This is a genomic window from Thioalkalivibrio thiocyanoxidans ARh2, assembly GCF_000385215.1.
Taxonomy (GTDB): Bacteria; Pseudomonadota; Gammaproteobacteria; order Ectothiorhodospirales; family Ectothiorhodospiraceae; genus Thioalkalivibrio; species Thioalkalivibrio thiocyanoxidans.
This window is the reverse complement of record NZ_ARQK01000039.1, coordinates 24,245-48,980: the sequence shown is the minus strand read 5'-3', so window position 1 is coordinate 48,980 and position 24,736 is coordinate 24,245. Positions and strand designations below refer to the sequence as shown.

The 24,736-nt window shown below is 67.1% G+C and carries 25 protein-coding genes; 13 read left to right on the top strand and 12 right to left on the bottom strand.

Annotation, left to right across the window (positions count from 1 at the left end; all coding sequences use genetic code 11):
* Window positions 1-388 precede the first annotated feature (388 nt).
* The 3 genes from G372_RS0103885 to arfB all read left to right on the top strand — a co-directional run bounded on the left by G372_RS0103885 (window position 389) and on the right by arfB (window position 2,872).
* Window positions 389-1,981: a peptide chain release factor 3 gene (locus G372_RS0103885; RefSeq protein ID WP_019624560.1), complete on the top strand. Its 1,593-nt coding sequence runs from the start codon at window positions 389-391 to the stop codon at window positions 1,979-1,981.
* A gap of 195 nt (window positions 1,982-2,176) precedes the next feature.
* Window positions 2,177-2,449 (top strand): hypothetical protein, encoded by a 273-nt coding sequence (locus tag G372_RS0103880; RefSeq protein WP_196800084.1) that lies wholly within the window; start codon window positions 2,177-2,179, stop codon window positions 2,447-2,449.
* A gap of 3 nt (window positions 2,450-2,452) precedes the next feature.
* Window positions 2,453-2,872 (top strand): alternative ribosome rescue aminoacyl-tRNA hydrolase ArfB, encoded by a 420-nt coding sequence (arfB, locus tag G372_RS0103875; protein WP_018863779.1) that lies wholly within the window; start codon window positions 2,453-2,455, stop codon window positions 2,870-2,872.
* 340 nt (window positions 2,873-3,212) lie between these two features.
* On the opposite strand, the gene G372_RS0103870 is transcribed toward arfB, so the two are convergent.
* Window positions 3,213-3,938 carry an HAD family hydrolase gene (locus G372_RS0103870; RefSeq protein WP_019624558.1) on the bottom strand — a complete coding sequence of 242 codons (726 nt, stop codon included), beginning with the start codon at window positions 3,936-3,938 and terminating at the stop codon, window positions 3,213-3,215.
* A 114-nt stretch (window positions 3,939-4,052) separates the two neighbouring features.
* On the opposite strand from G372_RS0103870, the gene G372_RS0103865 reads away from it, so the two are divergent.
* On the top strand, window positions 4,053-4,634 hold the full coding sequence (locus tag G372_RS0103865; protein WP_018863781.1) for a cytochrome b: 582 nt from the start codon (window positions 4,053-4,055) through the stop codon (window positions 4,632-4,634).
* A gap of 13 nt (window positions 4,635-4,647) precedes the next feature.
* Window positions 4,648-6,243 carry an alkaline phosphatase family protein gene (locus G372_RS0103860; protein WP_019624557.1) on the top strand — a complete coding sequence of 532 codons (1,596 nt, stop codon included), beginning with the start codon at window positions 4,648-4,650 and terminating at the stop codon, window positions 6,241-6,243.
* Here the strand turns inward: G372_RS0103860 and G372_RS0103855 are convergent.
* The 5 genes from G372_RS0103855 to arsS form a co-directional block, all read right to left on the bottom strand.
* Window positions 6,240-7,580, bottom strand: coding sequence for a TlpA family protein disulfide reductase (locus G372_RS0103855; protein WP_019624556.1), 1,341 nt, complete (start codon window positions 7,578-7,580; stop codon window positions 6,240-6,242). The genes G372_RS0103860 and G372_RS0103855 overlap by 4 nt on opposite strands.
* A 76-nt stretch (window positions 7,581-7,656) precedes the next feature.
* Window positions 7,657-8,727, bottom strand: coding sequence for a succinylglutamate desuccinylase/aspartoacylase family protein (locus G372_RS0103850; protein WP_019624555.1), 1,071 nt, complete (start codon window positions 8,725-8,727; stop codon window positions 7,657-7,659).
* Window positions 8,727-9,632: a 30S ribosomal protein S6--L-glutamate ligase gene (gene rimK, locus G372_RS0103845; protein ID WP_018863785.1), complete on the bottom strand. Its 906-nt coding sequence runs from the start codon at window positions 9,630-9,632 to the stop codon at window positions 8,727-8,729. The genes G372_RS0103850 and rimK overlap by 1 nt, the downstream gene beginning before the upstream one ends.
* The gene (locus tag G372_RS0103840) at window positions 9,629-10,126 is read right to left on the bottom strand and encodes an ATP-dependent zinc protease family protein (protein ID WP_018863786.1); all 498 of its coding nucleotides are present in this window, start codon (window positions 10,124-10,126) and stop codon (window positions 9,629-9,631) included. The genes rimK and G372_RS0103840 overlap by 4 nt, the downstream gene beginning before the upstream one ends.
* 86 nt (window positions 10,127-10,212) lie before the next feature.
* Window positions 10,213-11,172, bottom strand: a complete 960-nt coding sequence (gene arsS / locus G372_RS0103835) for an arsenosugar biosynthesis radical SAM (seleno)protein ArsS (RefSeq protein ID WP_018863787.1) — start codon at window positions 11,170-11,172, stop codon at window positions 10,213-10,215.
* 116 nt (window positions 11,173-11,288) lie between these two features.
* Between arsS and G372_RS0103830 the strand changes: the two genes are divergently transcribed.
* A complete protein-coding gene (locus G372_RS0103830; protein WP_026340420.1) occupies window positions 11,289-12,263 on the top strand; it encodes a bile acid:sodium symporter in 975 nt (324 codons plus the stop codon).
* Between the two features lie 96 nt (window positions 12,264-12,359).
* Here G372_RS0103830 and G372_RS0103825 read toward each other — a convergent pair whose 3' ends face one another.
* Window positions 12,360-12,860, bottom strand: coding sequence for a DsrE family protein (locus G372_RS0103825; protein ID WP_196800081.1), 501 nt, complete (start codon window positions 12,858-12,860; stop codon window positions 12,360-12,362).
* An 82-nt stretch (window positions 12,861-12,942) separates the two neighbouring features.
* Window positions 12,943-14,025 (bottom strand): protease SohB, encoded by a 1,083-nt coding sequence (gene sohB / locus G372_RS0103820; RefSeq protein ID WP_019624552.1) that lies wholly within the window; start codon window positions 14,023-14,025, stop codon window positions 12,943-12,945.
* Window positions 14,026-14,075: 50 nt separating this feature from the next.
* On the opposite strand from sohB, the gene G372_RS0103815 reads away from it, so the two are divergent.
* The 3 genes from G372_RS0103815 (at window position 14,076) to G372_RS0103805 (ending at window position 17,385) form a co-directional block, all read left to right on the top strand.
* Window positions 14,076-14,465 (top strand): hypothetical protein, encoded by a 390-nt coding sequence (locus tag G372_RS0103815; RefSeq protein WP_018863791.1) that lies wholly within the window; start codon window positions 14,076-14,078, stop codon window positions 14,463-14,465.
* A gap of 142 nt (window positions 14,466-14,607) precedes the next feature.
* Entirely contained in the window at window positions 14,608-15,510 is a 903-nt protein-coding gene (locus tag G372_RS0103810; protein ID WP_019624551.1) for a LysR family transcriptional regulator, read from the top strand.
* A gap of 90 nt (window positions 15,511-15,600) precedes the next feature.
* The gene (locus G372_RS0103805; RefSeq protein ID WP_019624550.1) at window positions 15,601-17,385 is read left to right on the top strand and encodes an N-acetylglutaminylglutamine amidotransferase; all 1,785 of its coding nucleotides are present in this window, start codon (window positions 15,601-15,603) and stop codon (window positions 17,383-17,385) included.
* A 22-nt stretch (window positions 17,386-17,407) separates the two neighbouring features.
* Here G372_RS0103805 and moaB read toward each other — a convergent pair whose 3' ends face one another.
* Window positions 17,408-17,944 carry a molybdenum cofactor biosynthesis protein B gene (moaB, locus tag G372_RS0103800; protein ID WP_018863795.1) on the bottom strand — a complete coding sequence of 179 codons (537 nt, stop codon included), beginning with the start codon at window positions 17,942-17,944 and terminating at the stop codon, window positions 17,408-17,410.
* A gap of 98 nt (window positions 17,945-18,042) precedes the next feature.
* On the opposite strand from moaB, the gene rluB reads away from it, so the two are divergent.
* Both rluB and G372_RS0103790 read left to right on the top strand, forming a co-directional pair.
* Window positions 18,043-18,999 carry a 23S rRNA pseudouridine(2605) synthase RluB gene (gene rluB / locus G372_RS0103795; protein WP_018863796.1) on the top strand — a complete coding sequence of 319 codons (957 nt, stop codon included), beginning with the start codon at window positions 18,043-18,045 and terminating at the stop codon, window positions 18,997-18,999.
* The gene (locus G372_RS0103790; RefSeq protein ID WP_018863797.1) at window positions 18,999-19,652 is read left to right on the top strand and encodes an endonuclease III domain-containing protein; all 654 of its coding nucleotides are present in this window, start codon (window positions 18,999-19,001) and stop codon (window positions 19,650-19,652) included. The genes rluB and G372_RS0103790 overlap by 1 nt, the downstream gene beginning before the upstream one ends.
* Here G372_RS0103790 and G372_RS0103785 read toward each other — a convergent pair whose 3' ends face one another.
* The 3 genes from G372_RS0103785 to G372_RS0103775 all read right to left on the bottom strand — a co-directional run bounded on the left by G372_RS0103785 (window position 19,653) and on the right by G372_RS0103775 (window position 23,714).
* Window positions 19,653-22,358 (bottom strand): diguanylate cyclase, encoded by a 2,706-nt coding sequence (locus G372_RS0103785; protein WP_051080821.1) that lies wholly within the window; start codon window positions 22,356-22,358, stop codon window positions 19,653-19,655.
* 107 nt (window positions 22,359-22,465) lie between these two features.
* Window positions 22,466-23,164, bottom strand: coding sequence for a hemerythrin domain-containing protein (locus G372_RS0103780; RefSeq protein WP_019624548.1), 699 nt, complete (start codon window positions 23,162-23,164; stop codon window positions 22,466-22,468).
* Window positions 23,157-23,714: a hemerythrin domain-containing protein gene (locus G372_RS0103775; RefSeq protein ID WP_019624547.1), complete on the bottom strand. Its 558-nt coding sequence runs from the start codon at window positions 23,712-23,714 to the stop codon at window positions 23,157-23,159. The genes G372_RS0103780 and G372_RS0103775 overlap by 8 nt, the downstream gene beginning before the upstream one ends.
* Window positions 23,715-23,879: 165 nt before the next feature.
* Here G372_RS0103775 and G372_RS0103770 point away from each other — a divergent pair, with 165 nt between their 5' ends.
* Window positions 23,880-24,278, top strand: a complete 399-nt coding sequence (locus tag G372_RS0103770) for a hypothetical protein (RefSeq protein WP_018863801.1) — start codon at window positions 23,880-23,882, stop codon at window positions 24,276-24,278.
* A complete protein-coding gene (locus G372_RS0103765; RefSeq protein ID WP_018863802.1) occupies window positions 24,278-24,730 on the top strand; it encodes a biotin/lipoyl attachment domain-containing protein in 453 nt (150 codons plus the stop codon). Before G372_RS0103770 ends, G372_RS0103765 begins: the two co-directional genes overlap by 1 nt.
* Window positions 24,731-24,736 lie beyond the last annotated feature (6 nt).

Here is a 24,736-nt window from a genome sequence, read left to right as displayed (position 1 = left end):
CCAGGTTTTCCGAGACAAGGCGCGCCGTGCAGCGGGTAGTGGTTCTACCCGCAAGCGGCGCAACGCAGGATCGGGGAACCTGGGGTGCCAACCCCAAGGGGCTCGGCCGCCCGTTTTTGATAACAACGGGCGCGGGAACGGCGTTGCGGTTCCCTTGTGCAGAATGACTGCACGGCAGTCACTGCGCCTTGTTCGCACGCAAAAGCGACGAAGCAGCGAGCGTGTACATTAATCAGTGTTTCCCTGGCCTTCGTACGAGTCCTCAGGGCGCAGGTGAAAGATGGCCCCGGATCTTCTCCGGGGCCATCTGCATTGGGGGCAGGGGGAAACGCGAACGCCGTACGGTTTCGCGTTAAACTGCCGCGCTTCATTCATGCGGCCCAAGACCATGACCTTTCTCGAGGAAACCGCCCGGCGCCGGACCTTTGCGATCATCTCGCATCCGGACGCGGGCAAGACCACCATGACCGAAAAGCTCCTGCTGTACGGCGGCGCGATCCAGCTCGCCGGTACGGTCAAGGGGCGCAAGGCCTCGCGCCACGCCACCTCCGACTGGATGGAGATGGAAAAGCAGCGCGGCATCTCGGTGACCTCCTCGGTGATGCAGTATCCCTACAAGGGCCGCATCGTGAACCTGCTGGATACGCCGGGGCATGCGGACTTCTCCGAGGACACCTACCGCACGCTGACCGCGGTGGACTCCGCGCTGATGGTGATCGACGCCGCCAAGGGCGTGGAGGAGCGCACTATCAAGCTGATGGAGGTCTGCCGGCTGCGCGACACGCCGATCATGACCTTCGTCAACAAGATGGACCGCGAGGGCCGCGACCCAATCGAGCTGCTCGACGAGGTCGAGGAGGTACTGAAGATCCAGTGCGCGCCGGTGACCTGGCCGATCGGTTCCGGCAAGCGCTTCCGCGGCGTCTATCACATCCGCCGCGACGCGGTGCACCTGTACGATCCGGAAGAGGGCGGGAAGAAGTCCACCGGCGAGATCATCGACGGCCTCGACAACCCGCGCTTGGACGAGGTGCTCGGCGACCAGGCGCAGGAACTGCGTGACGAAATGGAACTGGTGCAGGGGGCCTCGCACGAGTTCGACCCCGAGGCCTACCTGCGCGGCGAACAGACCCCGGTGTTCTTCGGCTCCGCGATCAACAACTTCGGCATCGAGGAACTGCTGGACGACTTCGTCGAATATGCCCCGGGTCCGCTGCCGCGGCCGACCCATTCGCGCCGGGTCGAGCCCACCGAGGAGAAGTTCACCGGCTTCGTGTTCAAGATCCAGGCGAACATGGACCCGAAGCACCGCGACCGCATCGCCTTCATGCGCATCTGCTCCGGCACCTTCGACAAGGGCGCGAAGCTGCGCCATGTGCGTATCGGGCGCGACGTGAAGATCCCCGACGCCCTGACCTTCATGGCCTCCGACCGCGAACATGTGGAGACCGCCTACCCGGGCGACATCATCGGCATCCACAACCACGGCACCATCCGCATCGGCGACACCTTCACCCAGGGCGAGGAGCTGACCTTCACCGGCGTGCCCAACTTCGCCCCGGAGCTGTTCCGTCGCGCCCAGCTGAAGGACCCGCTGAAGATGAAGCAGCTGGCCAAGGGGCTGCAGGAGCTGTGCGAGGAGGGGGCGACCCAGCTGTACCGCCCGCTGACCAACAACGACCTGATCCTCGGCGCGGTCGGCGTGCTGCAGTTCGACGTGGTCGCCGAGCGCCTGCGTACCGAGTACAAGGTCGAGGCGCAGTTCGAGAACGTGAACGTCCAGACCGCGCGCTGGGTCGAATGTGACGATCCGAAGAAGCTCGAGGAGTTCAAGGCGAAGGCCGCGGCCAACCTGGCCATCGACCACGGCGGCGATCTGGTCTATATCGCCCCCACGCGGGTGAACCTGCAGATGGCGCAGGAGAAATGGCCGGAGATCCGCTTCGAGGCCACCCGCGAGCACGGCCAGCCAACGGAGTAGGGGCGACCCCGGGGCCCTGCGTTGGCACCGTCATCGCGAGGAGCGTAGCGACGTGGCGACCTCCGTCCGAAACCAGTGGTTCGTGGCTTGACGCCAGCTTGCGACTGCTGCGGCGCCTCGCAATAAAGGTGCATACGACTGACGCCGGAGGGCTGCATGGCACGAATACTTCGATGGATGCCCGTAGTGGCGGTGATGCTGGCGCTGGGTACAAGCGGTTGCGCGGTGCACAAGACCGAGACGCGAGCCGATGGACCGGAGCCGCGCCCGGGGACGGTCAAGCAGATGAACCCGTTTCTGCATTTCCTGGAGACCCGGCCAAGCCCCGAGGAGTTCGAACGCGTCTATCCGGACGTGACGCTCGTACTGCCGGGCGAGATCGCGACCCACGAGTACCGCCAGGACAACTCGCGCTTTTTCGCCGAGCTGGACGACGAGGGCCGAATCAAGGACGGCGACTTTCGCTAAGCCATGGCCCTGCGCATCTCCAACAGCGTCGCGGTGCCCGAGGACGAGGTCGAGTTGACCGCGATCCGAGCCCGGGGCGCGGGTGGGCAGAACGTGAACAAGGTCGCCTCGGCCATCCATCTGCGCTTCGACATCCGCGCCTCCAGCCTGCCTGACGTTTACAAGCAGCGCCTGCTGCGCCGTCGTGACCAGCGCATCAGCAAGGATGGCGTGGTGGTAATCAAGGCGCAGCAGTACCGCACCCAGGAGGCCAACCGCGAGGATGCGCTGGATCGCCTGGCCGAACTCCTGCGCGAGGCCGGTCGTCCGATCAAGACACGCAAGCCGACCCGTCCCACCCGCGCGTCCAAGCTGCGCCGCCTCGAGGGCAAGACCCACCGTGGCCGCAAGAAGGCCCTGCGCGGCCGGGTCGATCCCGATTGAGGGGGTGGGCTGCGGCGATAGACGCCTAGGGAGACGCTGATTTAATCGCACGTCCGCGCTCGAGTCGCTTTTGCGTGCGAACAAGGCGCGGTGACTGCGGTGCAGTCGTTCTGCACAAGGGAACCGCAACGCTGTGCGCGCGCCCGTTTTTGATCAACAACGGGCGGCCGAGCCCCTGCTTTAAATGGATTGTGGGGTTGGTGCCCCCTGTTCCCCGATCCTGCGTTGCGCCCCGCATTCATCAAAAACGGGCGGGTAGAACCACTACCCGCTGCACGACGCGCCTTGTCTCGGAAAACAGGGGGCACCAACGCGGACGTGCGATTAAATCAGCGTCTCCCTAGTCGATCCCGAGATGCCGCGGCAGCTGTCCCAGCCGGCCCAGTGTCAGCACCGGCCGGGGCCGCCCGTGTTCCCAGGGCAGCGCGTCGGGATTGAACCAGGCGGCCTGAAACCCCGCGTTCAGGGCTCCCAGGACGTCGCTGGTGCTGTCATCCCCCACATGCAGGATCTGCTCGGCCTCGACGCTGGCCTGCTCGCGGGCCTGGGCGAAGATCACCGGGTCGGGCTTGGCCGCGCCGGCCTCGCCCGCCGCGATCGCAAAGTCGAAGTGGCGCCCCAGGGGGGTGCGAAAGACATCGGCATTGCCGTTGCTGATGGCGCCCAGTCGGAAGTGACGCGACAGCGTGGCGAGTACGCCGTCGGCCTCGGGGAACGGGGTCACCTCGTTGCGCGCATGCCAGAACACCTCGAATCCCTCTTCGGACAGCAGATCGGGACAGCAGCCGCAATCCGTGGCCAGCTCGCGGAGCCAGCGCTTGCGCAGGCCGGTCAGGTCGTGGCGCTCGTTTTGCGGGGCCGCGCGCATGAAGGCGGCACGCTCCGTGACCAGGGCCTGCGGATCAAAGCGCTCGCAGACCATCGGCGCATGCTCGCGCAGCCAGGCGTAGAAGCGCGCCTCCGCATGGTGGATCACCGGCATCACCGGCCACAGCGTGTCGTCGAGGTCGAACGTCAGGCAGCGTACGCCGGTCAGTGACGTCGGGTTGGGGGTGGAGGATCGCATCCTCAAAGCATAATGGCCCGGTACGGCCAATGCGGGATATCGTCAGCCAGGCTGGGGTTGCGGGCATCCCCTGCGGGCGGCATGTTGGGGGGCATACACGAACGGGAGCGCGACATGGAGACGGACAATGCCGGAGTGTGGCCGCGTTACGCCCTGAGCCAGCGGATCGTGCACTGGGCGGTCGCCGTGCTGGTGCTGGGTGCGCTGGCGCTGGGTGGGACCATCGGCTGGTATGGCTTCGAGGGGCTGCAGGAGCGCTTTGGCGAGGGCACGACCGACACTATCTACACCTGGCACAAGAGCTTCGGGGTGCTGGTTTTGCTGCTGATGCTGGTGCGTGTGGGCCTGCGGCTGCGTCACGGCAAGCCGCCCTACGCGGTTGCGTTGCCGCCCGCCCAGCGCATCGCGGCCGAGTCGGTCCACGGGCTGCTGTATCTGCTGCTGATCGTGATGCCGGTGATCGGCTGGTGGGCGACGGCGGCCGGCGGTTACCCGGTGCAGCTGGGTCCGTTGATCCTGCCGGGCCTGTTCCCGGAAAACGAGGCGCTGTCGGAGACCCTGTTCGCATGGCACCAGATCCTGGGGATCACCATTCTGGTGCTGGCGCTGGGTCATATCTCGGCGGCCCTGTACCACTGGCGTGTCCGTCGGGATGGTGTCCTGCAGCGGATGACGTTCGGTTCCCCGCGGCGCTGATGCGCGTCTGTCCGTGATCCGACTGCTGCTGACCCTCGCAGCGCTCAACGTCGTGCTGCTGGGGCTGGCCGTGCCCCGGTACGCGGGGATCGGGCCCTACTGGCTGGCCTGGGAGGCGGTCTTGCTGGTTGGCCTGTTCGCGCTGCTGCCCGCCGGGCGGCTGGCGCGCGTCCTGGCCTGGGGGGCGGGTTTCGTTCTGCTGGCGCTGGTGGTGCTGGCGCTGTTCGACGCCCTGACCCGCGTCAGCCTGGTGCGCCCCCTGAACGTGATGCAGGACTGGATCCTGCTGGATGCGGTCTGGCGGCTGGTGACCGGCAATCTGGATGCCTGGGTCACCGTGGGGCTGGTCGCCGTCCTGATCGCGGGGCTGGTCGCGGTGATCGCGGGCGCCGCTCGCGGCCTGTTCGCGTTGACCGTGCAGCCGGCGCAAGGACATCGGATACCCCTGTCTGTCGCGGTCGGGCTGTTCACGCTCGGGCTGGTGGGGGCGGTCGTCTCCGCACGGGGCGCGGCATTGCCGGGCACGGCCGCCCCCGGGCTCGTCTCGGTCCACGAGCAGATCGTGGCCGGGCAGGGGGCGCTGGTGGAGAACCGCACGTTTCGCGAGCGCCTGGAACAGACCCGCGAACAGGCCGAGGGGCGTCCCCTGCCGGGTCTGGCTGACGTGGACATGATCGTGGGGCTGGTGGAGTCCTACGGGGTCTCGGCCGTGTTCGACGAGCGCTATGCGCCGGGGATCGTGCCGAGCCTCGAGTCCATCGGCGAGGCACTCGAGGACGCGGACCTGCATGTGGTGACCGGCGTACTGGAGGCCCCGATCGCCGGGGGGCAGTCCTGGCTGGCCCAGGCCTCGCTGCTGACGGGTCTGCAGGTGCGTTACGCCGGGCATTACGATGCGTTGCAGGCGCAGACCCGCGACACCCTGGTGCAGGACTTTCAGGCGACCGGGCACGAGACCACCATGCTGGCGCCGGCGATCCAGCTCGACTGGCCGGAGGGGCAGTGGTTTCGCTGGGACCGGATCGTCGACAAGCACGGGTTCGACTACGCCGGGCCGCCGTTTTTCTGGGTGACCATGCCGGATCAGTACACCTGGTCGTTCTTCGAGCGCGAGATCCGCGGGCCCTCGGAGCGCCCGGTATTCGCGATGCTGGCCCTGATCAGTTCGCATGCGCCGTGGACGCCGATCCTGCCGGTGCTGGAGGACTGGGAGGCGATCGGGGACGGCGCGGTCTTCGACGAGTGGGCGGGCAAGGGGCCGAGCCCGGAGGCGCTGTGGCGGGACTTCGATCGCGTGCGCGAGTACTACGCGGAGTCGGTGCGCTATTCGCTGGAGGTGACCGGGGGCTATGCGGCGCGGTATGCGGACGAGGACACGCTGTTTTTCATGCTGGGCGATCACCAGCCGGCGGCCCTGGTAACCGGGCAGGACGCCAGCTGGGCAGTGCCCGTGCACATCATCAGTGGCGATCCGGCCTTGCTGGAGCCGTTTCGCCAGTACGGGTTCGTCCCGGGCATGCAGCCGCCCTCGGAGCGGGCGGAACACGGTTTTGACGCCCTGCGCGACTGGCTGCGCGAGGCGTTCGGGACGCCGCCCGGTTCGGACTAATCTACGCCTTCCGGGGCTCCGTAGTCTTCCTCGAGCAGCTCGCGCATCTGGTCGACGACGCCGGGCTCGGTCCACTCGATCGCGCCGAACAGGTAGTAGCGCAGGTTGCCCTGGCGGTCGACGACATAGCTGGTGGGATAGGCCATCGCGCGCCAGTCGTTCAGGGACTCCTGGTCCGGATCGAGCAGGATGGTGAACTCCGTTTGCACCTCGTTCTCGATGAAGTCACGGATGGTCTCTTCGTCCTCGCCAAGATTCACCGCGAGGATACGAAAGCCCTCTTCGCGCAGCTCGTCTTCCAGCAGCTGCATCGACGGCATTTCGTGGACACAGGGCGGGCACCAGCTGGCCCAGAAGTTGATCAGCACGACCTCGCCGCGATAGTCCTCCAGACGGTGTTCGTCGCCTTCCAGATCCGGGCGGACCAGCTCGGGGGCCGCGACCGGTTCGTCCAGCGCATCCAGCTGGACGTCGCTGCCGGTGGGCGTGTTCACGCTCAGGTCCAGGTCGTCGGATGCGGCGGCGGTGCGCGCGGCCGGCAGGCGGCGCAACAGGTCCATGCCGTAGACGAGCTCCTGGTGAAAGATCTCGCGTGCCAGGAGTTCGGCCTCCATTGCATCGGGCCGGAAGAAGAAGCGGTCCCGCAGCTCGGGGAGCAGGCGCGCCCCGACGGAGCTGCCCCCGTCGCTCAGGGTCGAGCGGATCAGCCCCAGGTGCTGGAATTGCGGGGACAGCATGGGCTGGATGATGTAGATCGGCAGGTTGGTGACGCCGACGATGGGCTGCATCTCGGCCTCGTCGGTGTCCACGCCGGTATGCAGGTACGGGCTCATCATGATCAGCCCCGCGAGGTGCTCTGCCTCGGGGTGCTCCTCCTGCCAGTGGTACAGGCCCGTGAGCAGCCAGGGCAGGGCGCGGTCATTGCCGAACACGAACACCGCGCGTTCGTCCTCCGCGTGTGCGGCCTCGACCAGGTCGCCTACGGTCTCGGTCGGCATCTCGTTGAAGCTGGAGGCGGCCTCCGGCAGGAAATGCCCGGCGAACGGGTCCGCCAGCCAGACCTCGATGCCCGCGGCCTGCAGTGCCAGGGCCTGCTGCCGGTGGCCGTCCAGCAGTCCGTACTCGGACGGGAACCACAGCAGTACGGCATCGCCATCCGCGGAGTAGCGCTCGACCGGGATCTCGGCCCCGCCCGCATCGATGCTGACGGCAGCCGAGACCGCGCCGGTCTGGGCGTCGTCCGGGGTCTCTTCGGCAATCTCCTGGGCCAGGGCGGGGCTGGCACACAGGGCGCCCGTCAGGAGCAGGGCATGGAGCCACAGGGGCAAACGGGTCATGGAGAGAGGTCTGGTTGAATGAGTTCGAGCTGTAGACGTGGTGACAGCGGGTTTTGATCCCCCGCGAGCGTGAACGTCAGGGCGTTTCCGGGCGCGGGGCGTCGGCGTAGGGGTAGTCGCTGGCCTCGAGGTTCTCCTGGAAGGTCTCCAGGCGCTCCACCGCCAGGTCGGTCCGGTTGAACTGCGCGATATGAAACAGGGCGTCGCCCTCGTTGATCAGGGGCAGATTGAGCTCGCCGATGATGATCCCCGAGGCCGGGGCGAGGACCTCGGTCTCCGTCTCGCCGAAGGGATCGGAGACGATCGCCAGGCGGGTCTGGTCGCGGACCACGCGTTCGCCCTGGCGCACGAAGCTGCGCAGGATGCCGCTTTGCGGGGCGCGCACCCAGCCGCTGGTGCGGGCCATGATCGGCTCGCGCGGGGTGCGGCGCCGGCTTGCCGGCAGCATGCCGAGATGCCGCATCACTTCGATGATGCCGTGCACACCGCCGCGGATGGACAGCTCGTCGAAGCGCAATGCCTCGCCGGCCTCGTACAGCAGGATCGGGGTATCCCGCTCCGCCGCGGCCTCGCGCAGGGAGCCGTCGCGCAGCGCGGAATTCAGGATCACCGGCGCGCCAAATGCGCGTGCCAGCGCCTGCGTCTCCGAGTGATCGAGGTTGGCGCGGATCTGCGGCAGATTGGAGCGATGGATCGCCCCGGTGTGCAGGTCGATGCCATGGGTGCTGCGGTGGACGATCTCGCGCATGAACAGCCGCGCGACCCGGGCCCCCAGCGAGCCCTTGGGCGAGCCGGGGAAACAGCGGTTCAGGTCGCGGCGGTCGGGCAGGTAACGGCTCTGGTTGATGAAACCGTGCATGTTGACCACGGGAATGGCCAGCAGCGTGCCGCGCATGCGACGCAGCGCCGGGATCTTCAGCAGGCGGCGGATGATCTCCACGCCGTTGATCTCGTCGCCATGGATGGCGGCGCTGACGAACAGCACCGGCCCCTTGCGCCGGCCGCACAGTACCTGCACGGGCATGTTGGTCGGGGTGTGGGTATACAGGGCGCTGAGCTGCAACTCCACCGTGCGCCGCTCACCGGGACGGACGGTCGTCCCGCCGATGGTGATCGCGTCGTTGCGGTCGGCCCGGGGTGTGGCCATCAGCCGCGGCCCTTGGTCTTGGTGCGGTTGGGCTTGGCGTTCTTCTCGATGAATTCGATGATCATGCCGGCGACGTCCTTCCCGGAGGCGTTTTCGATCCCCTCCAGGCCCGGCGAGGAGTTGACCTCCATCACCACCGCGCCGTGGTTCGAGCGCAGGAGGTCGACGCCGCAGACGTTCAGCCCCATCACCTTGGCCGCGCGCACCGCCGTGGCCCGTTCCTCGGGGGTGATACGGCACAGGCTGGCACTGCCGCCGCGATGCAGGTTGGAGCGAAATTCGCCTTCCTTCGCCTGGCGCTTCATCGAGGCGACGACCTTCTCGCCGATCACGAAGCAGCGGATGTCGGAGCCCTTGGCCTCCTTGATGTACTCCTGCACCAGGATGTGCTGCTTCAGGCCCATGAAGGCCTGGATTACGCTCTCGGCTGCCTGCTTGGTCTCGGCCAGCACGACCCCCAGGCCCTGGGTGCCTTCCAGAAGCTTGATCACGCAGGGTGCGCCGCCGACGGTGGCGAGCAGGTCGTCGATATCGTCGGGGGAGTGGGCAAACCCGGTCACCGGGAGCCCGATGCCGCGGCGCGAGAGCAGCTGCAGGCTGCGCAGCTTGTCGCGCGAGCGTGAAATGGCCACCGACTCGTTCAGCGGATAGACGCTCATCATCTCGAATTGGCGCAGCACGGCGCTGCCGTAGAAGGTGATGGAGGCGCCGATACGCGGGATCACCGCGTTGAACTGGTCGAGCACATCGCCCTTGTAGTGGATCTGGGGCTTGTGCGCGGTGATGTTCATGTAGCAGCGCAGCGGGTCCACCACGCGGATTTCGTGGCCGCGTTGCTGGGCCGCCTCCACAAGACGCCGGGTGGAGTAGAGCTTGCTGTTGCGCGAGAGGATTCCGAGCTTCATTCGGGCGTGGATTCCGGTGTTGCAAGATGTGGAGCGGGACGGCCGAGCAGGAACGAGGCCTGAGGGTCCACCAGGAAGCGCCCCCGCATGGCCTCGCGCCCGAGCAGCATACGAAAGCGCATGGTATCGCGGCTGGTCAGGGAGAGTTCCAGAGGAACCACTCGATCACCGATTTTTGCCCGGGTCGCGATGAAGTAACGCTCGCCGGTATGGCCGCCGGAGTCCGTGACATTGCGGACATCCAGCACCGGGGCCTCGCACCAGACTTCGGTCTGGTCGTCGTGCTGATACGGGTGGATGCCGAAGCGCACCCACTCGCGCCCCGCTTGGGAAAAACTCTCGACATAGAAGGCATGCAGCGCGGAACTGCGTGCGCCGGTATCCACCTTGCACTTGATGGCCCCGAGGCCCAGATCCGGCAGGCCGACCCACTCGCGCCAGCCGAGCACATCTTCGGCACGCGCCGAGGGATTGAAATGAGGCGGGCGATCCATGAGTCCCCCGGCTGAATTGGGTCCGGCCCCCACTATAACGAATCGCCCGCGGGATGCTGACGCCCGGTGCCTCCCGATCCGTTCCCTTATAGCGCCCCGCCGCAACTGGAGCCCTGGCCGGCCGTGCAGCCGTAGCAGTGGTCGCCCACCGCGATCGGTGCCTGTGACAGGTATGAGGGCGTCAGCTCGCTGATGTGTACGGGGTGGCCATCGCCGGCGCCCAGAGGGATATTCAGCATCTGGTTGAAATCACAGTCGTGCACATAGCCTTGCCAGTCGACCGAAACGAGTGTCCGACACATGACGGCTGCAAGGTTGGACGACTGATGGGCGCTGCGCAGTGTCTGCATGTACGTGTTGTAACGGCCTTCACGCGCAAGTGTTTTGGCAAAGCGATGGATCGGCATGTTGGTGATCGTGAACAGCGCGTTGAAGCGGATGCCGTACTCGCGCTCGAGATGCTCGTGGTAGGCGGCCTCCAGTTCGGCCTGCGGGGGCGGCAGACTGGGGCCCTGCGGGTTGTAGACCAGGTTGAGGGTGAGACCACTGTCGGGCAGGCCATAGCCCAGGGCATTGAGCTGCCTGAGGCCCGCGATACTGCGTTCGAACACGCCGTCGCCGCGCTGGGCATCGACGTTCTCTTCCAGATAGCAGGGCAGCGAGGCCACAATCTCGACGCCCTGCTCGGCCAGAAAGGCCGCCAGGTCCTCCTGCCCGGGCTCGCCGAGGACAGTCAGGTTGCAGCGATCCATCACGTGTATCCCGCGCTGGCGCGCGGCGCGGACCAGGTGGCGGAAACCGGGATTCAGTTCCGGGGCGCCGCCGGTCAGGTCGAGGGTCGGGATGTCACAGCGATCGCAGCAGGCGAGCAGTTCGTCGATCACCTCCGGCGGCATGACCTCGCGCCGGTTCGGCCCGGCGTTCACATGGCAGTGAAAGCAGGTCTGGTTGCAGACATAGCCGAGGTTGGCTTGCAGGGTCTCCAGCCGGGTGCGCGTCACGGCAGGGAAATCGTGGTAGGCAATCAGGGGCTCTTGCTGGGACATGACATCGGCTGCCGGCTGGGGCTGTATTGGTACAACGAGTATCTCCAAGCCTGAACCGTCCCGGTGCCCCGGGCAACGAAGCCGGATGCCGGGTGGGGTTCTGGTACCGTGGCTCGATGCTGGAGCGCCTTCAGGTCTGGATCTATCTCGCCGCCATTTTGATGGGGCTGGTGCTGGCCGGCCTCTGGCCGGGGTTTGGCGAGGGGCTGACCGCCTGGGTTTGGGCCGTGCTCGGGCTGTTGCTGTTTGTCACCTTTGCGCAAATCCCGTGGGAGGCGATACGACTCGCCTTTAACGACCGTCGCTTCCTGGCTGCCGCGCTGGTGGGGAATTTCGTGCTGGTGCCTCTGGTATTGCTCGCGCTGCTGCCGCTGGCGCCCGACGACCCGGCGATACGGCTGGGCATCCTGCTCGTGCTGCTGATGCCCTGCACCGACTGGTTCATTACCTTTTCCCGACAGGGCGGGGGCGATGGTGCGCGTGCCGCGGCGTTCACGCCGGTGAGTCTTGCGGCGCAGTTCCTGATGCTGCCGGTGTACCTGACTATCATCCTAGGGCCGGGCGAGGCCCTGGGCCTGATGTCGGCGACCGTGTTCGCCGCGGCGGCGCTGCTGATCGGGCTGCCGCTGCTGGCGGCCGTCTTGCTGGAGCAGGCGCTCAGGATGCGGGGTCGCGTGGAGGTCTGGCAGAACCGCTTCGCGATTGCCACCGTTCCGCTGCTGGCGCTGGTGGTGGGGCTGATCGCGCTGGTGGAGGCCCCGCTGGTGTTTGCGGGTGGGCGGGATCTGCTGGGCGTGATCCCGGTGTACGCGCTGTACCTGCTCGGGGCGGCAGCGCTGGCCTGGGGACTGGCCCGGGCCTTCGCCCTGCCCGGCGAGCAGGGGCGCACGCTGGCCTTCAGCCTGGGTACGCGCAACTCGTTTGTCGTGCTGCCGGTCGCCCTTGCACTGCCGGAGGTGCTGCACGCGGCGGTCATGGTCATCGTGCTGCAGTCGCTGGTCGAACTGTTTGGCATGCTCGTCTACCTGCGCTGGATGCCGCGCCTGTTTCCTCCCGCGCAGGGATGCTCGGCACAATCCGGGTCGAGCTGACTGGTCCGGGGTGCGGTCACCGGCCCACCGTGCGTCGGCCATGACCAGCCAGAGGGTCGGGTATCAGCCCGGGGTGATGCGCTCGCCAGGCGGGCCTTACTGCATCAGCAGGTAGCCCTCGTGCTGCAGTTCGATGATCTCGGCGTCGGCCATGGGCACCAGGTTCACGAAGCCATGGACGTCATCGTGATCAATGCCGCGCAGCCGGGCGGAGGCCTCGCACATCCGGAACTCCACCACGCCACCTTCGGTGAGGGACTTGGCCCGGCGCATGGTTTCCTCGCGTTCGGCAAACTCGTCGCGGGTGAAGAACGGGACCTCCCGGCCATGCAGGACCAGCACGATGTGGGCCTCGAACGGATCGGACTCGTAGACGTTGTTCAGCATGCTGACGCGGTCGAGTACGCTGTTCAGCTCGTCTTCGGTATCCACGTAGACGTCGTAGACCACCTTCCTCGGTTCGTATTCGCGGTCCATCATCTCGGCCGAGCCCCAGGGCATCTGGTCATCGGCGGCCGCCTTCAGCGGCAGGGCCAAGAAGGCCAGGCTGGCGAGCAGACACAACAGCAACGCAGGGGTGCGGGAACGGTCTCGCATGGTCATATCCTCCGAATCGGTTCTTTGCAGGGTGGACGGCTGGTGAGGGGGACTTCTTCCCCGAAGGTCGAGTCTGTCCGGCTCATAGGCGTGCCTCGGGGCCCTGAGCGCGCAGCACACGCTCGACGATGGACTCCATCGCCAGCGTGATGCGCCGGCTCAGACGCTGCGGCCGGGTATAGGTAATCTCGAACAGGTCGGCCTCGCGGCTGATCTCCAACAGCAGATCATCGCTGGTTCGCAGCTCGTCGGCCAGGCCCATCTCGTGCGCCTGTTCGCCGTACCAGTGCTCGCCGGTCGCCACTTTTTCCAGGTCCAGGGACGGGCGGTAGCGGGAAAGAAACGTCTTGAACAGGTCGTGGGCCTCTTCCAGCTGTTCGCGGAACTTGCGCCGGCCCTCGTCCGTGTTTTCTCCGAGTACGGTCAGGGTGCGCTTGTGTTCACCTGCGGTCAGCAGCTCGACATCGATGTCGTGGCGCTCCAGCCAGCGGTGCAGGTTCGGAATCTGGGCCACGACCCCGATCGAGCCCAGCACCGCGAAGGGCGCGGCCACGATCCGGTGCGCCACCGCGGCCATCATGTACCCGCCGCTGGCCGCGACCCGATCCACAGCGACGGTCAGGTCCAGCCCGGCTTCGCGCAGACGGGCCAGTTGCGAGGCGGCCAGGCCGTACGACGGGACGAGCCCGCCCGGGCTTTCCAGGCATACGATCACCCGGTCCTGTTCGGGGCGGGCCAGGGTCAGGATTGCGGTCACCTCCTCGCGCAGGCTGTCGACGCTGGAGGCGCGGATGTCGCCGGTGAAGTGCAGCACATACACCCTGGGCCGTTCCTGGTCGTCGGAATCCTCGCCGGGGTGTTCGGTCGGGGTATCCGGCTTCGGGGTTTCGCTGGACGCGTCCTTGCCGGACGAGGAGTCACCACGGGGCCATCCAAGCTTCTTGCGCAGCCGCGCTCGCCAGTTCGCACTTCCCTCGACCGCGTGCCGAATGGTCTTCTCCATGCGTCGGTAGCGATCGTTCAGTTTGCGCACCGTCAGGCGGTCGGGCCGTTTTTCGCGGCTGCGGGCGAGTACGCCGGCAAAGGCCCCCATGAGTACCAGCAGCGCAACGACTGCGGTAACCACCTTGGCGAGAAAAAGTCCGTACTCCTGCAGCAGTTCCATCCGTGTCGTCCTGTTCCGTCGGCCGGCTTCCGGCATGCCATAATGCCAGCATGAGGATCGAAAGCGACGAAGACCCCCGTAGTGCAGGACTGTTTCTCGGGCGCGAGGGTTCCGCCAGTGCCACCCCGCCGGACCCGATCATCCACGCGGGATACGCCACCCTGAGCCTGCGCCAGATCGACGAATGGAACGGTGTGCCCAAGGGCACGGCGTTTCGCCTGTTCAAGGCACAAAAGGATCAGTTGCGCGAGGGGCAGGACTTTTTCTACATCCCCGAGGGCAAGGACCCGGAGCTGACCGAGACCCTGCGTCTGGATGGCCGGATCTATCCCTCCACCGTTCATGTGTTGCTGATGACCACGACAGCCTACGCGCGCATCCGCGAGGAGTGGCATCGGCGCATGCACAAGCCCGGCTGCGGGTGCCCCGGGGAACATTAGGGAAACACTGATTAATGTACCCGATCGTGCTCGGATCGATGTTGCTGGCGGACAAGACACGGCCTCCGTCGTTCAGCCTTTTGCCGGCACGGGAACGCCGCGGCGGATTGCGAAATCCCGGGTGTCGACGCAGGCGGGTCCATTGATCCGCGTCTCCCTGGAACAGTGGCGCATGCTGCAGGCGGTGGTGGCCGCCGGTGGTTTTGCCCGTGCCGCGGAACAGGTACACAAGAGCCCCTCCAGCGTGAACCATGCGGTGCAGAAGCTGGAGGAGCGCCTGGGTGTCGAGGTTTTCGAGGTGCAGGGCCGCAAGGCGGTCCTGACCCCGGCGGGCGAGGCGCTGCTGCGCCGTGCCGAGCACCTGCTGGAGGAGGCGGCCGAGATCGAGGCCCTGGCCGGCGCGCTCGCGGCCGGCGTGGAGTCCGAGGTCCGGCTGGCGGTGGATCAGATCCTGCCGCGGGAACCGGTGATCCAGGCGCTGGAGCGCTTTTCCCGTGCCTATCCGTCGACCCGTGTCCAGCTGGAGGAGGTCGTCCTGACTGGTGGACCGGAACTCCTGCGTGAAGGCCGGGTGGATATCCTGATCGCGCCGGAACTGCCGGGTGGCTATCTGGGTACCTGGCTGGCGGACCAGGTCATGGTCTGCGTGGCACATCCGGAACACCCGCTAGCGGGTCGCCCAGGGCTGACGCGGCGGGACCTGCAGGCCCAGCGCCAGATCGTGGTTCGTGATTCCGGCGAACAGCAGGCCGGGGAGGGGGGCTGGGTCGACGCCGACCAGCGCTGGACCGTCTCGCACATGGGTACCGCGCGCGAAATTCTGTGCTCCGGGATCGGCTTCGCCTGGCTGCCGCTGGATCGCATCGCGGAGGATCTTGCGCAGGGGCGACTGGTCGAACTGAACCTGGAGGCGGGCACGCGACACGAGGTGCCGTTCTACATGGCGCACGCGGATCGCGACCGCGCCGGGGCCGCCAGCCAGGCCCTGATGGAGGCCCTGGAGGCCGCCTTTGGCGGAAGCTCGTCAGAGCCCTCTGAACGGTAGGAGCCTGCTTGCAGGCGAAGCCCCTGCCCGCGCCGGGCAGGGACAGGCCGGCTCCAAACCCAAGCCACCCAACCAGCAAGGAAAGAATCGATGTGCGGGATCGCGGGAGAATTCGTCTGGGGTGAACGGCGCGCCAGCGGCGAGGCCGTGGCGCGCATGCTGCCCTGCCTGGAACGGCGCGGGCCGGATGCCGACGGGCTGTGGGCCTCCGGGCGGGTCGCCCTGGGGCACCGGCGTCTGTCGATCCTGGACCTGTCGCAGCGCGCGCATCAGCCGATGTTCGACCCGGAGACGGGGCTCGCGCTGGTGTTCAACGGCGCGATCTACAACTTCCGCGCGTTGCGCACGGAGCTGGAGGGCCGCGGCCACCGCTTCTTCTCCACCGGCGATACCGAGGTCATCCTGCGCGGCTACGCCGAGTGGGGCGAGGGCATCGTCGCCCGGCTGCACGGCATGTTCGCCTTTGCACTGTATGACGGCCATGCCCAGCGCCTGCTGCTGGCGCGCGACCGCATGGGCATCAAGCCGCTGTACCTGGCGCGCAGCGGCGACGGCATCCGCTTCGCCTCGAATACCCAGGCGCTGCTGGCGGCGGGCGACGTGGACACCGAGCTGGATGCCGAGGCGCTGCACATGCTGTTCTCGCTGCACGCGGTGGTGCCCGCGCCGCGCACCGTGCTGCGCGGCATCCGCAAGCTGGAGCCGGGGCATTACCTGAGCATCGATGCGCGCGGCCAGGAGCGGTTGCACCGTTACTGGACACTGTATGCCCACCGCCCGGACGAGGCCGTGTCCGACGCCGAGTGGCAGGAGCGTATCGAGCACGATCTGCGCAGCGCGGTGCGCAAGCGCCTGGAGGTGGCCGACGTGCCGGTGGGCGTGCTGCTCTCCGGCGGGCTGGATTCCTCGCTGCTGGTCGCGCTGGCGATGGAGGAGGGGGCGCAGGACCTGCGCACCTTCACCGTCGGTTTCGAGGACCAGCCGGAGGAGAAGGGATCGGAGTTCGAGTACTCCGATCCGGTCGCCGAGCGCTACGCCACCGACCACCAGGCGACCCTGATCCCCAACGATCAGGTGCTGGCCCGGCTGCCGGAGGCGGTAGGAGCGATGGCCGAGCCGATGTTCGGCCAGGACGCGGTGGCCTTCTACCTGCTCTCGGAGCAGGTCTCGCAGCATGTGAAGGTGGTGCAGTCCGGCCAGGGCGCGGACGAGGTGTTCGGCGGCTACTTCTGGTACCCGCAGATGGCCGAGGACCGCCACGGCGACTGGGTCGAACGTTTCCGCCGCCACTACTTCGACCGCGACCACCCCGAGATGGCCGAGATGCTGCGCCACCCGCCGGCGAACGACGTCACCGGCGACTGGCTGCGCGAGCAGTTCGCCGAGCTCGAGACCGACCGTGCCGATTCCTTCATCGACGCGGTGCTGGCGCTGGATGTGACCACGCTGATCGTGGACGACCCGGTCAAGCGCGTGGACAACATGACCATGGCCTTCGGCCTGGAGGCACGGGTCCCGTTCCTGGATCACGAACTGGTGGAGACCGCCGCCGCGATGCCGCCGCACCTGAAGCTCGGTGACGGAGGCAAGGACGTGCTGCGCCGCATCGCCCGCGGCCGCCTGCCGGACGCCGTGCTGGACCGGCCCAAGGGGTACTTCCCGGTGCCGGCCCTGAAGTACGTGCGCGGCGATTTCCTCGAGTTTATGCGCGACATCCTCACCGCGCGCGCCTCCCGCGAGCGCGGGCTGTACCAGCCGGCCTACATCGACAAGCTGCTGGACGCCCCGGACCAGTACTTCACCCGCATCCAGGGCTCCAAGCTCTGGCACGCGGCCCTGCTCGAATACTGGCTGCAGACCCACGTGGACCAGTAACCGCTGGCGTCCCAGCCGTGGCTCAGGACTCCTTCAGGCGCGGCATCAGCATGGTCAGGTTGCAGGGCATGGTGCGGTCGTCCAGTTGGGCCTGGATGATGCGGTCCCAGGCGGTGCGGCAGGCGCCGGTGGAGCCGGGCAGCACGAAGACATAAGTGCCGTTGGCCACGCCCGACAGGGCGCGGGACTGCAGGCTGGAGGTACCGATCTCTTCATAGGACAGCATGCGGAACAGCTCGCCGAAGCCCTCGATGGTCTTGTCCAGCAGCACCGAGGCGGCCTCCGGGGTGCCGTCGCGGCCGGTGATGCCGGTGCCGCCGGTGGTCAGCACCGCGTCGATCTCCGGGTCGGCAATCCAGCGGGAGAGTTCGGCGCGGATCGCGTAGATGTCGTCCCGGACCACGCGGCGCTCGGCCAGCCGGTGCCCTGCGCCCTCCAGTCGCTCCACCAGGGCATCGCCGGAGCGGTCCTCGGCCAGCGTTCGGCTGTCCGATACCGTGAGGACGGCGATGTTCAGCGGGGTCTGGACGGGGGTGGTTTCCGGGCTCTGGGCGGTCATGGGCAACGTCCTGTTGGTGTATCGTGAGCGCCCATCATAATGAATGCGGGTCCGGTCGCGGCAATGCGGCCGGGTCGAGACGTCTGGAGTCAGCAGGAATGTCGGAGCGGGTACAAAAGGTCCTGGCGGCGCGCGGCCTCGGTTCGCGGCGCGAGATCGAGGGCTGGATCGAGCGCGGAGAGGTGAAGGTCAACCAGCGCACGGCCAAGCTGGGCGACCAGGTCGGGCCGAATGACGTGATCCGCGTGCGCGGGCGCGTGATCCACATGGCGGAGCATGCCCATCGCTGGCTCGTGTATCACAAGCCGGTCGGCGAGATCTGCAGTCGCAGCGACCCCGAGGGCCGCAAGCCGGTGTTCGCCAGCCTGCCGCGCCTGAAGGGGCAGCGCTGGGTGGCGGTCGGGCGTCTCGACCTGAACACCTCGGGTCTTTTGCTTTTCACCACCGATGGCGAACTGGCCAATCGCCTGATGCACCCCAGCCACTCGCTGGAGCGCGAGTATGCGGTGCGGGTGCTGGGCGAGGTCCCCGACGATACGCGGCGCATGCTGCTGGAAGGGGTCGAGCTGGAGGATGGTCCCGCGCGCTTCGATGTCCTGGAAGAGCGCGGCGGCGACGGCGCCAACCACTGGTTTCATGTCGTGGTCAGCGAAGGCCGCAACCGCCTGGTGCGCCGCCTGTGGGATGCGGTCGGGGTGACCGTCAGCCGACTGATCCGGGTGCGCTACGGGCCGGTGGTGCTCGGGCGTGGTCTGAAGACGGGCGCTTCGCGAGATCTGGAGGTGCGCGAGGTCGAGGCCCTGTACGAGGCGGTCGAGTTGCCCGTGCCGGAGTCCATTCGCGAGCGGGGGCGGCGCCGCGGGCCGGGCCGCAACACCCGGCCCGCGCGCGGCAAGCGGGCCAAGTCGGGGGGGCGCGTACGCGAAGCGGATCGCTGGACCTCCACCAAGCCGGGGAGCGGCCCCGGCAAGGGCGGCAAGACCGGACGTTCGGGGCCGGGGCGTTCCGGGCGCAAGGGCGGGCCGCGCAAGCCGGGTGGTCGGGCGCGTTCCTGATGGCGTTGCGGGTGTCCGAGGTCCGGCAGCGCCTGCAGGGCGCCTACGGCGACCTGCAGTGGTGGCCGGCGGAGTCGGCGTTCGAGGTCATGGTGGGCGCGGTGCTCACGCAGAACACCAGCTGGACCAATGTCGAACGCGCAATCGCCAATCTGCGCGCGGCCGATGTGCTGGACCCGGAGTCCCTGTTGGAGCTCCCGCACGAGACGCTGGCCGAGCACATCCGCCCGAGCGGCTACTTCAACGTGAAGGCCGAGCGCCTGCGGCACCTGCTGCGCTTTCTGGAACAGCAGGGCGGGGTGGAAGCCCTGGCCCGCATGGAGACCGAGGCCCTGCGCTCGGCCCTTCTGGGTGTGAAGGGGGTCGGGCCGGAGACGGCGGACGACATCGTGCTGTATGCGTTCGAACGGCCGGTGTTCGTGGTTGATGCCTATACCCGGCGGCTGTTCGAACGGCTGGGCCTGCCGCATGCCCGCGGCGCCTACGACGACCTGCGGGCCTGGGTGGAGTCGGAACTGGGGCCGGATGCGCAGGCCTTCAATGATCTGCATGCCCTGATCGTGGAACACGGCAAGCAGCGCTGCCGACCCAAGCCCGTCTGCCAGGACTGTCCCCTGAGCGACGTCTGCCCGGGGCGTGTGGCGAGCCAGTGATCAAGCGTCCCCGGCCACGAGCCGGTCGCGTCCCTGTTCCTTTGCGCGATACAGGCGCTCGTCGGCCAGATCGATCAATACCTCGGGTGTCAGGTGCGCGGGGTCGCACTCCTTGGACCATGCCAGCCCGGCACTGACGGTGAATGGCAGCGATTCGCCCTCGAAGTGTATGTCGAGTTCGCGGGTGGCCTGCAGCAGTCGTTCGATCGCGATGGTGGCGGCCTCGTGATCCACGTGGGTGAGTACCACGATAAACTCCTCGCCACCGAAGCGCGCGACGATGTCGAAGGCCCGGTGCTCGCGTCGCAGCACATCGGAGAAATTGCGCAGGACCTCGTCGCCGGCCAGGTGCCCATGGGTGTCGTTGAGTGCCTTGAAATGGTCCAGGTCCAGTATGACGAGGGCAAAGTTGTCGCCATGGCGGCGCCAGGCCTCGATCTGCTCGCGCAGGCGTTCCATCAGGTAGCGTCGATTGTAGAGACCGGTCAGCGGGTCCGTAATCCCCAGGTCGCGCAGCTGGACTTCCAGGTGGTTGCGCTGAAGCGCCTCCGAGATCACGTTGCCCAGGACCAGTAGCAGCTCCGTCTGGTCCTCGCGCCAGGTGCGGGGGCGGAGCATGTCCATGCCGAGAAAGCCGGTCACCTGGTGGCCGGTCAGGATCGGCACGCAGATCAGGGTCCTGATCCCCTGCCGGCGGAACAGTTCGCGCTCGATGGCGGCCTCCTCGGGAAGGTCGTCCACCGAGGCGATCATCACCGGTGTGCGGTGTTCGAACACCTCCAGCATGCGTGTGCGCCACCAGGGCAGCTTGACGAGGTCCACGTGGCGCAACTGGTTCATCACCGAGAACACGCCGGGGGCGCACCACTCGTGGGTGTTGTCCATGTGTTCGCCGTCCGGTGACAGCTCGAACAGGTAGCAGCGGTCGCTCTCGAAAAAGCGCCCGATGTCGGCCAGGGCGGCGTCCAGACGTTGGTCCATCAGATCGGTGCTGGCGGTCACGAAGTCCGAGGACAGGCGCGCGAGCATGGCGTTGAAGCGCGCCTGATACTGAAGCTCGTCGTGCATTCGGCGGCGATCGGTGATGTCCCGGGCCACACCCACATATCCGGTGATCCTGCCGTTCGAGTCGCGGATCGGGGCGCCGCTGGAGACGTGCCAGCGCCACTCCCCGTTGTGGTGGCGGATGCGGTACTCGATTTCCTGGCCATCATTCTCCGAGCGGATGGTGCGTTGCAGAAAGCGGCCGCACTCGCCGCGGTCGTCGCGGTGGACGTAGTCGATAATGGGCGTGCCGGTCACGTCCCTGGCGGCATAACCCAGCACGCGCGTCCATTGGGGGGAGACATAGGAGAGGATGCCGTCCGGCGTGAGGGTGTAGATGATGTCGCCGATGTTCTCGACCAGCTGACGGTACTGGGCCTCGCTCGCACGCAGCTGATCCTCCAGCAGCCGTCGGTCGGTGATGTCGTACATCGTGCCGATACTGGCCGGACCGTTTTGCAGTTCCACGCGGCCGGCAGTTAGATCCACCCAGCGGGTCTCGCCTTCGCCGGTGATGACCTTCATCTCGTAGTGATCCGGTACCTCCTTGCCCGCGATCCGGTCGCGGGCCCGTCGGGTAATGGCGTCGCGTTGTTCCGGGTGGATAACCTCATAGAAAGGCTGAGTCAGCAGCCAGGATTCGGGACGCCCAAGGATGCGCGAGAGGGCCGGATTGACGGTCTGGAAGCGGTCATTCTGGAGGATGAATACGCCTGCCGCGGCGTGTTCGGTCAGGGTGCGGAACAGCTCGCGCTCCTCCTCGAGTTCCGTGGTGCGCTGGCGCACCCGTGTCTCCAGCGTGCGCCGCTGGCGCAGTAGCAGCGCCATGTACAGCAGCGTGGCCAGCAGGGCCGCACCAATGACAGTGGGTGTCAGCCAGGCCGGGATGACCTCGATGGTGTCCGAATGAATCCAGCGCTGCGTGATCTGGCGCAGCAACTCGTCGTCCAGCCGAGCGATGGCCTCGTTGATCTCGTCCAGCAGTGCCTCGTCACCAGGGGCGACAGCAGCGCGCAGGGGCTGCTCGTAGAGCAGCTCGAGCGGGTGGAACATGCCTGCTTCGCCATGGCGGTCCAGCAGATACATGGCGACCGGGTAGTCGCCCACAAAGACATCGATGGTGCCGTCCACTGCGGCGCGCACCATCTGCTCGTTGTTGTCGAAGATCTGCAGGGGCTGTTCGGGATGTTCGCGCTGCATGAACTCGAGCTCGAAGCTGCCGTCCACCACGCCTGTCGGTTCGTCCGCGAGTTCGTCCAGTCGGGCCACGGGGGCGCCGGTGCGCACGAAGGCGAAGGTCCGCAAGGGGAGCAGCACGTCGCTGAAGATCAGCGTTTGTTCGCGCTCGGGTGACTGGATCAACCCGCCGTGGATATCGGCCTCGCCGTCGCGCACCAGTTCAAGAGTCCGCGGCCAGTCGACCAGGCGGAACTCCACCGGGCGGTCGAGTTCCTCTGCGAGTTCCTGCCAGAGGTCGACCAGCAAACCCCGCGGCTCGCCGCCGTTGCCGGCGAAGGCGAAGGGGGGCCAGGCATGGTCCTGGGATACGATCAGGGGTTCCGATGGTTCATCGGCCTGAAGGCTGGCGCTGCAAAGGAGCAGGAGGCCCGCGGCCAGCACGCCGGCCGGCCATGCCGCGAGCCACTCGCAGAACCACTTCAGGGGCCGGAGGGAGCCAGTATCGAGGCGGGCTTGGGTCACATCGTGGCCGGGCTGGGGCGATGCGCTATCCTGACACAGCGCTTCCCCGTTGCCGACCCCTGCCGCGATCAGCGAGTCCCAAGATGCCGGCTGGCCTTCGCAAGCAGCTCCGCCGCCAGTTCGGGGTCGTTGCGCAGACGGCGTCCCCAGTCCGGGAAGACGTTCTGTTCCTCGCGGCTTTCGTGCTTGGCGAGGGCCCCGGAGATCAGGGCGAAGAACGGGGCCACCATCCAGGCCTCCTCGACGCCTTCCTGGAACTCGTGTTCCAGCAGCGCGGTTTGTTCCAGGATCTCGTCATGCTCGCGCAGCATGACCGTGACCGGGTCCTGGCCGCTGGCCCCGCGTGCAGCCGCCAGGGTCGGGACGATCAGTTCGTTCTCCACATGAACGTGCCGGCGCAGGCCTTCCACATAGGCCTGGAAGTCGGGTGCCGCACCTTCGAGATCGCCGGCATTGACCTTGTGCAGGGCGCTGGCGAACAGCCGGTCGATGCGCAGATGGTCGCGCTGCAGCAGATCGACAAGGTCCACGGGCGCGACGTCCTCGCGCCGCTGGACGCGCAGCTTCCACAGGGGCGGGCCGTTCTCCTGCACCTGCCAGTGGATGGCGTGGCGCAGTTGCAGGCTGACCGCATCCATCAGCAATTGCGGCTCCTGATCCAGCCAGACGTCGAAGACCTGGCCCGGCTGCAACTCGCGGAGGGTGTAGTAGGCGCGCGTGTGGGCGTGGTCGCCCAGTCCCCGCAGGTCCAGCAGGAAGTCACTCATCGGCTTGTTCCGCATACGCATCCGGGATACCCCGACGGCGCGCCATGGAGCGGCCCAACCGGGTACGTTCCTCGGGGCTGAGCAGGTGATCGGCCAGGGGCAGCACCGCGTTGTCCTCCAGTTCGAGGTGCGCCCGGTAGAGCCGGACCCATTCTTCCGCGCCCTGCAGCAGGTCCGCGCGCCCGGCCGCGATGTCCTGGAGGGACGGTTCCAGGGTGTCCCAGGCGGCCTCAAGGCGGGGGTGCTCGGCACTCAGGCGATCTACCCATTCACCCAGCTGCGGGTGGGCCCCGGGATCGTCGCGGTAGGCATGAAGGATCGGGAACAGGTCTTCGTCTTCATCGGCATGGTGTTGCGGGGCGGCTTGCTCGAAATAGGCCAGCACCCGCCGCGCCGCGGACTGGGCCTCGGCGTCGGCCCCGTGCTGCTCAATATGCGTCGGCAGCCGCTCCAGCGTGTCGAGGCAGTTCGTGATTCGCCGATGACACGCCCGCAGGAAGTCGATCGGGCGGTGGAAGCCGGGGGCGGGTTCGTGAAGCTGCAGTTTCATCAATAGGCTCGGATGACAGGCGATCGGCGTGTGTTCGGATCATGGACGGCGCTACTGTCTCTGAAGGCGCCCGGCTCCGTGTTGATCTCGATCAATGCATTTACAATACATATTATATTAGTCTAGCGTCGCTGCAGAACAAACAAGAAAGGGAGCGAACGCGATATGCATCCACGCAACCGGATGTTCATCCTGGCCGCGCTGATCTATGCGCTGCTGGGCGGGCTGCTCGGCATCGTCTGGCTGGCCCACCCGGGGCTGGTGCCCGGCAATGTGCCGCGCATGCACGGCCACCTGATGCTGCTGGGCTTTGTGACCATGATGATCTACGGCGTGGGTCTGCATGTGCTGCCGCGTTTCTCCGGCCGCTCGTTGTTCTCGGAACGGCTCGGGCATGTGCAGTTCGTGCTGGCGAATCTTGGCCTCTGGGTGATGATCGCTGGGTGGTTGATCGTCCATAACCCGACGGTTGCGATCGGCGGGGCGATGGCCTGGGGGGCGATGATCCTGTTTGCGCTGAATATCGCACTCACCGTGCGCCACTACGGTCCGAAGGGGGCGTGATGAGCCATACCGAATACAACGGCTGCGAACTGCCGGACGACCTGTTCTACGATCTCGACTATGTCTGGGTCCGTCCGGAGGACGACGGTACCTTCACCCTGGGCATCACCGATCCCGCCCAGACGATGGCGGGGCGTGTGCAGTACTTCCGCTTTCGCAAGCCGGGTTCGCACCGGGCCGCGGGCAAGCCGGTCGCGCGGCTGGAGTCCGGCAAGTGGGCGGGGGGCATCCCCACACCCTTCGACGGCACCATCGAGCGCATCAACCCGGCCGTGGAGGCCGACCCGGGGCTGGTGAATGTCGCCCCCTATACCGATGCCTGGGTGGTGGCGATGCGCCCGGACGACCCGCAAAAGGCGCTGGAGCGTCTGCATACAGGGCCCGAAGCCGTCGACGGGCTCAAGCAGTGGATCGACCGCTACGACATCCACTGCATGCGCTGCGCGGACTGAGGAGAC

Bases quoted from the DNA above. Each gene is read 5' to 3' on its own strand.
- rimK (WP_018863785.1), bottom strand. From the start codon at position 9,632: ATGAAGCTCGGAATCCTCTCGCGCAACAGCAAGCTCTACTCCACCCGG.
- G372_RS0103815 (WP_018863791.1), top strand. From the start codon at position 14,076: ATGAGGATCGAAAGCGACGAAGACCCCCGTAGTGCAGGACTGTTTCTC.
- G372_RS0103765 (WP_018863802.1), top strand. From the start codon at position 24,278: ATGAGCCATACCGAATACAACGGCTGCGAACTGCCGGACGACCTGTTC.
- G372_RS0103870 (WP_019624558.1), bottom strand. From the start codon at position 3,938: ATGCGATCCTCCACCCCCAACCCGACGTCACTGACCGGCGTACGCTGC.
- arsS (WP_018863787.1), bottom strand. From the start codon at position 11,172: ATGTCCCAGCAAGAGCCCCTGATTGCCTACCACGATTTCCCTGCCGTG.
- G372_RS0103770 (WP_018863801.1), top strand. From the start codon at position 23,880: ATGCATCCACGCAACCGGATGTTCATCCTGGCCGCGCTGATCTATGCG.
- G372_RS0103775 (WP_019624547.1), bottom strand. From the start codon at position 23,714: ATGAAACTGCAGCTTCACGAACCCGCCCCCGGCTTCCACCGCCCGATC.
- G372_RS0103805 (WP_019624550.1), top strand. From the start codon at position 15,601: ATGTGCGGGATCGCGGGAGAATTCGTCTGGGGTGAACGGCGCGCCAGC.
- G372_RS0103790 (WP_018863797.1), top strand. From the start codon at position 18,999: ATGGCGTTGCGGGTGTCCGAGGTCCGGCAGCGCCTGCAGGGCGCCTAC.
- sohB (WP_019624552.1), bottom strand. From the start codon at position 14,025: ATGGAACTGCTGCAGGAGTACGGACTTTTTCTCGCCAAGGTGGTTACC.
- G372_RS0103780 (WP_019624548.1), bottom strand. From the start codon at position 23,164: ATGAGTGACTTCCTGCTGGACCTGCGGGGACTGGGCGACCACGCCCAC.
- G372_RS0103880 (WP_196800084.1), top strand. From the start codon at position 2,177: ATGCTGGCGCTGGGTACAAGCGGTTGCGCGGTGCACAAGACCGAGACG.
- moaB (WP_018863795.1), bottom strand. From the start codon at position 17,944: ATGACCGCCCAGAGCCCGGAAACCACCCCCGTCCAGACCCCGCTGAAC.
- G372_RS0103850 (WP_019624555.1), bottom strand. From the start codon at position 8,727: ATGGCCACACCCCGGGCCGACCGCAACGACGCGATCACCATCGGCGGG.
- G372_RS0103865 (WP_018863781.1), top strand. From the start codon at position 4,053: ATGGAGACGGACAATGCCGGAGTGTGGCCGCGTTACGCCCTGAGCCAG.
- arfB (WP_018863779.1), top strand. From the start codon at position 2,453: ATGGCCCTGCGCATCTCCAACAGCGTCGCGGTGCCCGAGGACGAGGTC.
- G372_RS0103825 (WP_196800081.1), bottom strand. From the start codon at position 12,860: ATGCGAGACCGTTCCCGCACCCCTGCGTTGCTGTTGTGTCTGCTCGCC.
- G372_RS0103885 (WP_019624560.1), top strand. From the start codon at position 389: ATGACCTTTCTCGAGGAAACCGCCCGGCGCCGGACCTTTGCGATCATC.
- G372_RS0103830 (WP_026340420.1), top strand. From the start codon at position 11,289: ATGCTGGAGCGCCTTCAGGTCTGGATCTATCTCGCCGCCATTTTGATG.
- G372_RS0103855 (WP_019624556.1), bottom strand. From the start codon at position 7,580: ATGACCCGTTTGCCCCTGTGGCTCCATGCCCTGCTCCTGACGGGCGCC.
- rluB (WP_018863796.1), top strand. From the start codon at position 18,043: ATGTCGGAGCGGGTACAAAAGGTCCTGGCGGCGCGCGGCCTCGGTTCG.
- G372_RS0103840 (WP_018863786.1), bottom strand. From the start codon at position 10,126: ATGGATCGCCCGCCTCATTTCAATCCCTCGGCGCGTGCCGAAGATGTG.